This window comes from Cylindrospermum sp. FACHB-282, from assembly GCF_014697195.1.
Taxonomy (GTDB): domain Bacteria; phylum Cyanobacteriota; class Cyanobacteriia; order Cyanobacteriales; family Nostocaceae; genus Cylindrospermum.
Window position 1 is genome coordinate 69570 of the sequence record NZ_JACJRJ010000014.1, and the last position, 13012, is coordinate 82581.

At 44.3% G+C, this 13012-nt stretch carries 6 protein-coding genes; all 6 read left to right on the forward strand.

The genetic code is table 11. From position 1 onward, the window contains the following. The first annotated feature begins 144 nt into the window (after positions 1-144). The 6 genes from clpB (at position 145) to hpsB (ending at position 12998) form a co-directional block, all read left to right on the forward strand. A complete protein-coding gene (gene clpB / locus H6G32_RS09830) occupies positions 145-2814 on the forward strand; it encodes an ATP-dependent chaperone ClpB (protein ID WP_190457585.1) in 2670 nt (889 codons plus the stop codon). A gap of 260 nt (positions 2815-3074) precedes the next feature. Beyond that, positions 3075-4427 (forward strand): glycosyltransferase, encoded by a 1353-nt coding sequence (locus tag H6G32_RS09835; RefSeq protein ID WP_190457587.1) that lies wholly within the window; start codon positions 3075-3077, stop codon positions 4425-4427. Between the two features lie 138 nt (positions 4428-4565). Then, on the forward strand, positions 4566-6551 hold the full coding sequence (htpG, locus tag H6G32_RS09840) for a molecular chaperone HtpG (RefSeq protein ID WP_190457589.1): 1986 nt from the start codon (positions 4566-4568) through the stop codon (positions 6549-6551). 109 nt (positions 6552-6660) lie between these two features. Next, on the forward strand, positions 6661-6897 hold the full coding sequence (rpmB, locus tag H6G32_RS09845) for a 50S ribosomal protein L28 (RefSeq protein WP_190457591.1): 237 nt from the start codon (positions 6661-6663) through the stop codon (positions 6895-6897). 809 nt (positions 6898-7706) lie between these two features. Continuing rightward, on the forward strand, positions 7707-12269 hold the full coding sequence (hpsA, locus tag H6G32_RS09850) for a hormogonium polysaccharide biosynthesis protein HpsA (RefSeq protein WP_190457593.1): 4563 nt from the start codon (positions 7707-7709) through the stop codon (positions 12267-12269). A gap of 24 nt (positions 12270-12293) precedes the next feature. Next, positions 12294-12998 carry a hormogonium polysaccharide secretion pseudopilin HpsB gene (hpsB, locus tag H6G32_RS09855; RefSeq protein WP_190457595.1) on the forward strand — a complete coding sequence of 235 codons (705 nt, stop codon included), beginning with the start codon at positions 12294-12296 and terminating at the stop codon, positions 12996-12998. Positions 12999-13012: the final 14 nt, after the last annotated feature.

The following is a 13012-nucleotide window of genomic DNA, read 5'->3' on the forward strand; positions in this document are numbered from 1 at the left end:
GAAGGATGAAATTTTTTCGCCTACCCTATTGATAGGGGTTTTATACCCTGGGGAAGCTACTAGCATTCATGATTTCTTCTTCTGCCTTCAGCTTTCCTCCTTGCTGAATCTCAAATTTCTAAACTAAAATCTAAAATCCTGAAGATGCAGCCTACAGATCCCAATAAATTTACTGATACAGCCTGGGAAGCGATTGTCAAATCCCAGGATATAGTCCGTGCTTATAAACAACAGCAACTAGATGTTGAACATTTAATCATTGCCCTGTTAGAAGAACCCAGCAGTTCAGCAACAGGTATTCTCAGCCGGGCTGAAGTTGATCCGCTGCGCTTCCAACAGCAACTAGAGGCTTATACCCAACGTCAGCCAAAAGTCGCCAAAAGCGATCAGCTCTACCTCGGTACTAGTTTAGATACATTGCTCGACCGGGCCGAGGCAATTCGAGCCAGAATGAAAGATTCTGACATTTCCGAGGGACATATACTCCTAGCTTTTGCCGAAGATGAACGCATTGGTAGGCGAATTCTCAAAGGTTTTAACGTGGACATGGCCAAGCTAGAGGCGGCTATCAAAACTGTTCGCACTAGCCCAAAGGTGATGGAGCAAAATCCAGAGTCGCGCTTTGCAGCTTTAGAAAAGTTTGGCAGGGACTTGACAGAACAGGCAAAATCTGGAAAATTAGACCCTGTGATTGGGCGAGATGATGAAATTCGCCGGGTAATTCAGGTATTGTCTCGCCGCAGCAAGAATAACCCAGTGTTGATTGGTGAGCCGGGGGTGGGGAAAACTGCGATCGCTGAAGCTTTAGCACAGAGAATGGTCAATGGTGATGTTCCCGAATCTCTGAAAAACCGCCAATTAATCTCTTTAGATATCAGTAGCTTAATTGCTGGGGCTAAATACCGCGGTGAATTTGAAGACCGTCTAAAAAATGTCCTCCGGGAAGTTACGGAATCAAACGGGCAAATTGTCCTGTTTATTGACGAACTGCACACCGTTGTCGGCACTGGTTCCAATCAACAAGGGGCAATGGATGCCGGGAATTTGCTCAAACCGATGTTGGCCAGGGGCGAACTGCGTTGTATTGGCGCAACTACCTTAGATGAATACCGCAAATACATTGAGAAAGACGCCGCCCTCGAACGCCGCTTTCAACAAGTATATGTAGATCAGCCCAGCGTAGAAAACACGATTTCCATTCTTCGGGGCTTGAAAGAACGCTATGAAGTACATCACAACGTTAAAATTTCTGATTTGGCTCTGGTAGCCGCCGCCACTCTATCAGCCCGGTACATTTCTGACCGCTTTTTGCCAGATAAAGCCATTGATTTGGTGGATGAGGCAGCGGCAAAGTTGAAAATGGAGATTACCTCCAAACCAGCAGAATTGGAAACTATAGACCGTCGGCTGATGCAGCTGGAAATGGAAAAGCTGTCTTTATCTGGTGAAGAAAAGGCGATCGCTCAAACTAGAGAGCGTTTGGAGCGCATTGAGGAAGAAATCGCCACTTTGACTGTCAAACAGCATAAATTTAACGACCAATGGCAAGGGGAAAAGCAGCTATTGGAAGCTATCAGTGTTTTGAAAAAAGAAGAAGATGCCCTGCGGGTGCAAATTGAGCAGGCAGAGCGGGACTATGATTTAAATAAAGCTGCTCAACTTAAGTATGGCAAATTGGAAGGAGTGCAGCGCGATCGCGAAATTAAAGAAACGCAACTCTTAGAAATTCAAAGCCAAGGTTCTACCCTACTGCGAGAACAAGTCACCGAAGCCGATATTGCCGAAATTGTCGCTAAATGGACAGGCATCCCCGTCAATCGCCTGTTGGAATCGGAACGGAAAAAGTTACTGCAACTAGAGAGCCATTTGCATCAACGAGTTATTGGGCAAGAAGAAGCTGTAGCCGCAGTCTCAGCTGCCATTCGTCGCGCCCGTGCGGGGATGAAAGATCCCGGTCGTCCCATTGGTTCATTTTTGTTCATGGGCCCCACAGGTGTGGGTAAAACTGAACTCGCCCGCGCTTTAGCTCAGTTTCTGTTTGATTCTGATGATGCTTTGGTGCGGTTGGATATGTCTGAGTATATGGAAAAACACTCGGTTTCTCGCCTCGTGGGAGCGCCTCCGGGATACATTGGTTACGAAGAAGGGGGACAACTTTCTGAGGCAGTCCGCCGTCATCCCTATTCAGTGGTGCTGTTTGATGAGGTAGAAAAGGCCCACCCCGATGTGTTTAATATTTTGTTGCAGGTATTGGATGATGGGAGAATTACTGATTCTCAAGGGCGAGCCGTCGATTTTCGCAATACTGTAATTGTCATGACCAGCAATATCGGCAGCGAATACATTCTCGATGTGGCTGGGGATGATTCTAAGTATGAAATGATGCAAAAACGGGTTACAGATGCTTTGCGATCGCATTTTCGCCCCGAATTTCTTAACCGCGTTGATGACATTATCATCTTCCACGCCCTCAACCGTTCGGAAATGCGCCATATCATCCGGATTCAACTCAAGCGGGTAGAAAATCTGCTCAAAGAGCAAAAAATCTCCTTTGATATCTCCCCAGCAGCTTGTGATCACCTTGTAGAAGCAGGCTATGACCCAGTTTACGGCGCACGTCCCCTCAAACGAGCCATTCAGCGAGAAATAGAAAATGCGATCGCCACCAAGTTATTAGAAAATACTTTTATCTCTGGCGACACGATTTTTATTGACAAAGGCGAAATCGGTCTGACTTTCAGCAAAAAACCGCCTGTGAAGATATTAACCCCGAAAACCGCTGTCCAGTTGTTGGAGTCCTCATCTGAACTATAAAACTTCATCCCCCTATAATTTTCCTACTTAATTGACAATACAGCGCCTAAAATATCAAGAGCGGATTAACTGCCCCAGAGGCATTAATTTAGGACTTACGGATTGGCAAAAAATGGTAAATATGAACATCAGTTTTATTCATTGAAAGTCCTATAAATTGTGCGTTCCCTAACGCACACTACGGCGAAAGTGGCGTAAAGAGACGCATCCAAAAAGCCAGAAAAGAGGGTAAACTTTTATGATGCATAAGTCCTCTTATTATGAAAATAATCCAAGCTCTTGCTCGTTATTTCCCAGATAAATGTGGTGGCATTCAAGTAAACTTAAATGAATTACTGCCACAAATGCAATCCCTTGACATGGAAATCCAGATTGCAGCAGCTAGTAACGGTTCCCCAAAAGAAGACAGCTATGAGTACAACGGCGTAAAAGTTTATCGCTATCCTGTCTTTCCTGAACCCAAAACTCAACCCAACCACGGGCAATTTCCTCATGGTAAATTTGATGTTTTTGCTAATTGGCTATCCAACCAAAAAGCAGACATATATCATCAACACCACTGGGAAGTTTATTGTGGGTTGCCCCATTTGCGTTTAGCTAAAAAACTAGGTATGGCAACGGTGGTGACAGTACATTATGCTATACCTATTTGCCAGCGAATTACTTTGATGTTCAATGGAAAACAGGTTTGTGATGGCAAAATTGATGTAGTGCGTTGTTCCCAGTGTGCCGATACTTTGCTCAAAAAGCTACCTGCTGCAATGGTCAAAACCCTGAACCATCTGCCCATGCCTATCCTCAGCCGCCTACCTTTGCCCACAAGTGCCTATCTTCCAGCCTCAGTAGATGATGGTAACCTAGGACGATTTGTGCGTCCTTTCGTTGTACCTGGATATGTTACTGCCCGTCAACAAAGTCTGTTAGAAATGGCAAAATTTGCTGACCGCATTGTGACAGTGTGTGATTGGCTTTATCAAGCTCTACTCATCAACGGCATCCCTGAAGAAAAACTCATTCTCTCCCGACATGGAATTGCTTACGCTACGCAAGAGAAATCACCACAGATAAAGCAGCAATCTGGCCCTTTAAAAGTGGTTTTTTTAGGACGTTGGGATATATATAAAGGTATTGATATCTTAGTACAGGCAGTTAAAGATTTACCTCCAGAAATCCCCATTGAGTTGACCATTCATGCCATAGCCCAAGACGAACGATATCGCCAACAAATCTTAAAATTGATTGGTAACGATTCTCGGATTCGTGTAGACAAACAACTCACCAGAGAAGAACTGCCCAAGGCAATGGCCGACTATGATATCCTGGCTATACCTTCCCAATGCCTGGAAACCGGTCCTTTAGTTGTACTGGAAGCCCATGCCCTATCGGTACCCGTCATCGGTTCCAATTTGGGGGGTATTGCTGAACTCGTCAGACATGGCATTGATGGTTGGCTAGTAACCGCTAATGATACCAAGGCTTGGACTGAAGCCCTTCGGCGCTTGGCAACAGATGCAAATTTACTCAATCAACTGCGCCAAGGTATTAAACCCGTTCGCACTGTGAGTAGGCAAGCTAGAGAGTTAGCAGCCATATATTATAACAACCTCCACTAGTCTCAACCCCAATTATTCCTAATATGTAGTGAAATCCGCATAAAATTAAGAGGCATTCCTGACCTAATAACAACTGAGAATCGCGGAAAATTGATCTTCAGAATTAATTATCTCTGCAAATAAAACAGACAGATAACCATGCTAGAACAGGGCACTATCAGTATTCATACTGAAAATATTTTCCCAATTATCAAGAAGTCCCTTTACTCCGACCATCAAATCTTCTTGCGGGAACTGGTATCCAACGCTGTAGATGCCATCCAAAAGCTGAAAATGGTATCCCGCGCTGGGGAATATAATGGAGACATCGGCGACCCAGAAATTCAAATTGCTATCGACAAAAACAGCAAGACTCTCTCCATCACCGATAACGGTATCGGAATGACAGCAGAGGAAGTCAAAAAATACATTAATCAGGTTGCTTTCTCTAGTGCCGAAGAATTTATTCACAAATACGAAGGCAAATCAGACCAACCGATAATCGGTCACTTTGGTCTTGGCTTCTACTCTTCCTTCATGGTGGCCCAAAAGGTAGAAGTTGATACCCTCTCCTACCAAGAAGGGGCCCAGGCAGTTCACTGGTCTTGTGATGGTTCCCCAGCCTTCACCCTAGAAGCGTCATCCCGGACGACTCGCGGCACAACCATTACTCTCACTCTCCAAGGAGAAGAAGAGGAATTTTTAGAATCAGCACGAATTAAGAATCTTGTCAAGACCTACTGTGACTTCATGCCAGTGCCCATCAAACTGGATGGTGAAGTATTAAATAGGCAAAAAGCACCTTGGCGCGAATCTCCTAGTAATCTAAGTGAAGAAGAGTATTTAGAGTTTTACCGCTACCTGTACCCTTTTCAAGAAGAACCGCTGTTATGGGTGCATTTGAATACTGACTATCCCTTTATCATCAACGGGATTTTGTATTTTCCCAAAATGCGCCCAGATGTCGATGTGACGAAAGGGCAGATTAAGCTATTTTGCAATCAAGTCTTTGTCAGCGACAACTGCGAAGAAATTATCCCGCAATTTCTTATGCCCATGCGGGGCGTGATTGATAGCACCGATATTCCCTTGAACGTGTCCCGTAGTGCCTTGCAAGGCGATCGCACAGTACGGAGAATCGGCGACTACATAGCCAAGAAAGTAGGCGATCGCCTCAAAGAACTATACCGCGACAACCGCCAACAATACATCAGCGCTTGGAAAGACCTCAGCACCTTTGTAAAATTTGGCGTTCTCAACGACGAGAAATTCAAAAAACAAATCGAAGACATCATCATCTTCCGCACCACAGCTAAAGTTGTCGAAAAAGCCCCTGCTGAAACACCAGTAGTTGAGGTACAGACCGCAGAAGGTGACCTTTGGCAAGATATCACCCCACCCACAGAAAACCCAGCACTCAGCACACCCTATACCACCCTCAAAGAATATCTAGAACGCAACAAAGAACGCCACGAAAACCGGGTTTTTTACAGCACCGACGAAGCAACCCAAGCCACCTACGTAGAACTTCATAAAAACCAAGGCTTAGAAGTCCTCTTTCTAGACTCCTTCATCGACACCCACTTTATTAACTTCCTCGAACGGGAATATCAGGATGTCAAATTCACGCGGGTAGATTCCGACTTAGATAATACCTTGCTAGAACAAGACAAAGCCGGAGAAATTGTTGACCCCAAAACCAACAAAACCCGCAGCGAGTCCATCAAAGAGTTATTTGAGAAAGCCCTCAACAAACCCAAGTTAAACATCCGCACCGAAGCGCTGAAATCCGACAGCCCCCAAGGGACACCACCGGCGATGGTACTTCTGCCAGAAATTCTTCGCCGTCTGCGAGAAATGAACGCCATGATGCAGCAGCAGCAGTCCTTAGATTTCCCAGAAGACCACATTTTGCTAGTGAATACCGCTCACCCACTAATTCAAAATCTCGCCCACATCAGCCAAGGCAGTATCATTCAAGGTGATGGTCAATCGCCTACAGATCAGTTAGTGAAAATGATCTGCCAACACGTCTACGATTTGGCGCTGATGTCTCAAAAAGGGTTTGACGCTGAAGGGATGAAATCCTTTGTTGAGCGCTCAAATGAGGTACTCACCAAGCTAACAGAACAAGCCAGCAAGTAAGAATCATCAGTTTGTAGTGGGCACTTCAGTGCCCAAAAAGCACTAAAGTGCTGACTACAAGCCTAGAATAGAAAGACTGTGTTGAAATAGAAGTTTGGAGATATTTACTATGTCCCGTCGCTGTGAACTAACTGGTAAAAAGGCAAATAACGCCTTTGCAATTTCTCACTCCCATCGCCGCACCAAGCGCCTTCAGCAAGTAAATCTGCAAAGCAAGCGCGTTTGGTGGGCTGAGGGTAACCGCTGGGTAAGACTTAAGCTGTCTACTAAAGCAATCAAAACCCTAGAAGTCAAAGGGTTGCAAGCAATGGCAAAAGAAGCTGGCATTAACCTGAACCATTACTAAACTTCCTTAACAAGGCATCGGCTCTCTATCCTAATTCCTAGGTATAGCGGTTTGCAGTTGGGTGAAGTACAGTTTTGACCTCTCTCCTGCAAATTTAGAGACGTTGCATGCAACGTCTCTACACTCATTTTTTCCTTTTTCCTCTCCTCTAGAACTTACGCATTGACAAAAACCGATAAATATGTTCATCGTTTTTATTCATTAAAAGTCCTATAGATTGTGCCTTAGGGAACGCACACTACGGGGAAAGTTGCGTAGGGAGGAGGGACAGGCAAAGGGAAAGCAGAACCAGGGTGAGGTTTTGGTATAGTCCAAAATCATTTTCATATAAAATCAGCAACGCCGCTATATTGACCTAGGTTTAAGAATATTGCCCCAGCGACCTCCCCCAATGGGGGAGGTTTTAACATACTTGTATATTATTTTGTGCCCAAATGATATGTTTCCTTTTGTATCTGGGTACTATAAGTGTACTCTGTCAACAACGTCTTCATGAAGTTGCCTTCAGATACAGCCCGTTTACGTAAAGTTACTGTAAAATTATGCTATCATCCTTTGTTATCCTAAATTCAGCCATTCTGAAAAGTTCAGTATTTTCCAGATGAACTTGCACAATTGGTAAATGATATAACTTGAATAAATTGCCCTTTTTTGTAGCAACTTTATCTTTAAAGTTGGTAAATCAGCATGCAGTAGTTACATCATTATTAATAACCTCAATTTTTGCCTGGTAAATCAATTGGCAGGCACAATTATTGATATCAAAACAATCCAAAATCCGCACCAAATCACTTGACAGGGAAGCAGCTATGTCTAGAATACGTCAGCTAGTCAAGGCATTCACAAAATTATTCAAACAAATTAGTAAGCAGTCTTTATCTGCAATTAAAAAGCAAATTATTTGGCTACTGCGGACTTTATTTGCCCCTAACAGAAGACGCGGTTCAGGGAATGCTGGTTTTGTGTTGCCAACAGTGGCAATGGTATCACTTGTAGTCGTCTTGCTCACCGCTGCCATTTTATTTCGGTCTTTTGAACGCTCCAAAAATGCCACTAATGTCCGGGTAAATGAGACTGCACTCAACGCTGCAACCCCGGCGATTGATCGGGCTAGAGCTAAATTAAATAAGCTATTTCAAGACGGACGGCTACCGCGAGCCACGCCAACGGATATCGCTTTAACAAACACTCTGGTAAACAACATCGACGAATATACATTTGGCGATGAAACTAAACTAACGGTGATTCAAGGTGCAAATTCATTGCAGACAGCGTGGCGATACCCAGTAGATACCGACAACAACGGCAAATTTGATAGCTACACTCTTTATGGAATTTACTATAAAAATCCCCCTACAAGTAATAATCAATACGAGCGGGCTAGAAATCCCCTAGAGGCACGGACTCCACCGATGACTTATGGTGATGTGAGCGGAGATTGTGGAGATACTTTAGGCACCAGCGCTACCTTGGTAGGTAGCAATGACTGGTTCAAGATAGGCAATAAATTGAAGAAAGCCTTCTTTGTTTATACAGCAACCGTTCCTATTACCGATATTAGTACAAAGACAGTTGATTATGAACTTTACAAAGGTAGTAAAAGCTTCTCTGCTTTAGAGTACCAACAAGACCGCGTACAACTTCCCCTGGTTAATAATGCTGTTATTTATGAAGATGACATAGACCTTACCCCAGGTACCCCCTTCAGATTGAATGGGCGGATTTTTACCAATAGTAATTTCCTGACCGGTACCGGGTCAGGCAATACAATTAGGCTATATCAGGTTAGCAGTAAAGAATCCTGTTTCTACGAAGCTGATAACGCCAAAATTGTAGTTGGTGGAAATTTAGCTGCTGGTGGTGTTGTAGATAAAAATGATTCAAACACTGCCACCCAAGTGGATTTATTTAACAAAGGACAAGCCACAGATCCTGGTACGTCTTCTTTGGCAAAATCGACTATTCCATCTTCAAACCAAGCGAATTTAATAGCCTACAACAGCCTCGCCTACGTACAGCGCCTCAATCGCTTAGTTGAAGCCCAGATGGCTTTTGCCGTTAGTGCCGATCCGTCGGAGGTTAAAACCGGTATTCAACAGCAAAAGGATAAAGTTGGTTTAGCAAGCTACACCCCAGAGGAAGAAGCAGAATTCCGCCGACAACAGCTAGAGCTTTACTTTAAAAAGCGCACCCGTCGCGTGCCTTACAAAGAAGTTGCTTTTGGCGGCGATGCTCTAGGTTCCTACACTTCAACTAGTCCACTTCAAGGCAGTGGCGATACCCTACGTCCAATAGATTCTTGGGTCTATCCCACCAACCCCACAGATGGTGAAACAGGTACTGGTTACACTACGTTAGCACTAAATATAAGTGGTGACAAACTTATACCTAGTGCAACTGAACCAATTAAACTGCAAAAAACCTATAGCGGACGCGAGCAATTATTGGGTGATAGGGTTTTGGTTGGTAACAACTTGCCTCAACTCTGGTGGGACACTAACAAAAACAAGTTTGTTGGCCCAAATACACAAGATACACAAGATATTACTGCTATTAAATGGGATAGCGGAGAGGCACCTCGCACTCGCCGCTCTCGTGTGGAGATACTGGCTGATTTAGGATCTACGGATAGAGATAAAGACTGGGAACTGGCAGCTGCTAAAGTCCCAACAAGCCTACAAGACCCTGTCGGTGGCTTACGGGTGGTGACTGGTGCAGGAATTTATTTGCCTCGAGATTACACCACTACAGGTTCTGGTACTGACCCTACCTTTGCCACAGTTACTGATCCTCCTGTTCTTACTAATCCAGGATTAAGAATTTGGTCTGATATGATGCCTGTGGCTTCTAACGAAGCGGCAACTAATGCAATTAACGTTGCTACAGCTATTACACTACCAAACAACAATACGCCTTATCTGCGGATGCGGGCGACAGCAGTTTATCACTACAAGTCTGCCAGCTACAGCGCCACGACTCCGAGACCAATTGCTTGTGTCAGTAGCTACTATGACCCGACTAATCAAGCTAAAGCTAGGAACAGAACTGGTCTAGTTGATGTCTCCGCTGTTTCCCCATTTTCTCTTCCAGGGGATGGTACAAATGCTGGGAATTCCAACAACGGCATAGTCTATGCACCGCCTGATAAGACTGAGAGTAATTACCAGGATTTACTAAATTATCAAGCCGAATTAAGATATCCAAATGGACGTTTGGTAAATAAACCACTCCAAGACGCTTTAGCAAAACTAGCCGCAAATCGCACTATCTCAGAGCAGTCTGCCATTGATGCTGAAATTTGCGCCCTACAAATTTTAGATGCCAGTATTGCAGTCGCTGGTACTCCTCCCATTCCCCACGGTGCAATTAGGGAAACTGCCTTTTTGGATGGAAGGCAGGTTAAGGCAATTCACAAAGATGTATCAACATCAACACCGGGTGTAGAAACTTTCACTAATGCTAGTGGTATAAACGGGAACCTTACTGGAACGGTCGCCAATGTGCCAGCGCCTCCAGATTACGATCTCTTAAAACAAGATAGACAACCTTTAGAAATTCGTGCCACCGAAATAAATATTGGCCTACTCCGCACAACGACTATTGGTGGAGGAACTCCAGCGCAAGAATATTTATTGCCAAATAGCGGCATTATCTATGCCACTCGCAATGATGCGCTGCTAGATTTGAGTGCGAGTGGAACTCAAAGTCAAATTTTGACAGAAAGTCCTGTGGACTTAAAGCTTGACCCAACTCGCCGTCCTAACGCCATTATGCTCGTCAACGGTGAAAAAATCGGGCGTGGCACAACTAATAATTATCGAGACGTAGAGAAAGGGCTGATTTTAGCTACCAATTTGCCTGTGTATGTTAAAGGTGACTTTAATAAACACACCCAAGAAGAGTTCACAGGAGCAGGAGGCACGCTGGATGATAATTGGGTCAATTTCTATACTCGCACAAAAGCACAGCGCAATGTTAATTTTGCCTGCCGTCCCGGAGACACAAGGCTGCAAAATTGCACAATCGGCGACGACTGGCGACCTGCCTCTGTGTTGGCAGATTCTATCACTTTGCTCTCTAATAACTTTAGGTTGGGCTTCCGCAATGAAGGAGACTATGACCTAAACAATAACCTGGGGGATGGTACTTCCATTGACGGGTTTAAAAATAATGGCTTTTTTGCTAATGCCTACGTCACCAATGCTGGTTGGTATGACACCAGTACTAATTTTCCTAAGGATCTAGAGCCTACTATTACAATTCAATTACAGACTTTTCAAGGTAGTTCCTACCTCAACAACTTTGTTACACCAATTCAGCGACGGATAAATGCCCCAGAGTATTTAATGGAAGTTTGTCTGAAAATACCTGTATCTGCGTGTAATCAAACAACAGATTGGCAAGTTAAGCCATCCGCATCTGCAAACTCATGGAATATTACTGGTGGCATTGTAGATAAAGTCCCATCAACAGACTTAGAGTCGGGTACAACGGCTACTCCTGCGGCTACAGCATATCAAATCTATCCCCGTCGGGTTGCTTTTGAGCGCAACAACGGCGCATTGGTTTTGTCTGGTGGTCAACCTGTTTTCTTGGGCATCAAGGCTGGAAAAGTAGCTAAATTCCCCTTTAGTACTTTTAACAGTAGTAGTAAACCTGACTCAAAAGTCAACGCCCTATGGTTCAAAACAACTACCGCAAATGATGCTAATACCCCTCCAAAGCTTGCCGAACCCTTAACTGGCACCACAAATAATCCGCGTTTAGTGCCAGTTTGGCAAAATCAAATCCCAATTGGTACTAATGAAAGTACGGTTACTAATATAGGTCCTGGCGCCTCAAATGTACACAACAACTGGCTGCAAATAGCGACCGAAACTACTTTCAACTTAGCAGCCGCAGCTGGAGATAACCCCGCTGTTGCAGATGTGGGACCCTCTCGTAGCGAATCTAATGGTGGTCTACAAAACTTTGTGGGCTTTATGGAGAACTGGAACCCAACTGGAGCAACAACCGCTGCTATTAAAGCCAGGATTAGCGGTTCCTTCATTCAGGTTAAACGAAGTGCCTATGCCACTGCACCATTTAACTCATCATTGTCAGCCAGTTTTTACCCGATTGTAGGTAACGCTAACAAAACTCCTTTCTATCTAGCTCCAACACGTCAGTGGGGTTATGATGTGGCGCTGCTGTCTCAGTCGCCTGATTTGTTTGCTCAGAAGTTGGTGACCATACCAGATGATCTGCCAGATGAGTACTTGCGAGAAGTTGGTCGAGATGACAAATGGGTAACAACTTTGTTGTGTGCTAGGACAACTGAAGCTGGTACTCCTTATGCGATTGACCAAGATCAACGTCCTGGCTGCTCATAAACTATCAGAATTTGGTGATAAGCAATGATTCAGCGCAAACAACAACAAAGCCCCTCTAGTGATGATTCTGGTTTTACGATTATTGAGTCTCTGGTAGCAATACTTGTGGTTGGGATTCTACTAACAGCGATCGCACCAGTAATTTTCTTGTCAACAGCAACCCGTGTTCAGTCTCGACGGGTGGAACTAGCAACTCAAGCCGCAAAAACATACATTGAGGGCATTCGGACTGGATTAATTACGACACCAAGCACAGTTACTGTATTAGATGTAGCAACCCAGGATTCTCCCAGAAGTGTTGCAAATAACCCAGGCGACTATTTAATTAACCTGACAAATATGCCTGTCCCTACATCAGCAACTGGTTTGTACTGCTTTAAGAAGGATGGCACTATTAGTGATTCAAATTGTACAGACAATCTGTTTTACATTCAGGCTCGTCGAATTAGCGTCACGACTGCTGCTGAGACAGATACAAATAAGTTGTTACTGGCAGGTTACCGTCTGGGAATTCGGGTTTACAGGTCAGATGTAAATTTTGCTCAAGCAACTGCTAGTACGAGTAGTAATAAAAAAACACAAACAGCAGTCACTGGTGGATTAGGCGATCGCCAAGCGCCACTTATAGAAATGACAACAGACATTACCAGTACTAATCGTTTCACTCCCACTACATTTACGGCTTTATGTCAACGTCTTGGTGTGGCAACCAATAAAAACTGTGATTAAAAGATGGGGAAAAT

Excerpts from the sequence above, each read along its gene's own strand:
- htpG (WP_190457589.1), top strand. The coding sequence starts at position 4,566 with ATGCTAGAACAGGGCACTATCAGTATTCATACTGAAAATATTTTCCCA.
- clpB (WP_190457585.1), top strand. The coding sequence starts at position 145 with ATGCAGCCTACAGATCCCAATAAATTTACTGATACAGCCTGGGAAGCG.
- H6G32_RS09835 (WP_190457587.1), top strand. The coding sequence starts at position 3,075 with ATGAAAATAATCCAAGCTCTTGCTCGTTATTTCCCAGATAAATGTGGT.
- rpmB (WP_190457591.1), top strand. The coding sequence starts at position 6,661 with ATGTCCCGTCGCTGTGAACTAACTGGTAAAAAGGCAAATAACGCCTTT.
- hpsA (WP_190457593.1), top strand. The coding sequence starts at position 7,707 with ATGTCTAGAATACGTCAGCTAGTCAAGGCATTCACAAAATTATTCAAA.
- hpsB (WP_190457595.1), top strand. The coding sequence starts at position 12,294 with ATGATTCAGCGCAAACAACAACAAAGCCCCTCTAGTGATGATTCTGGT.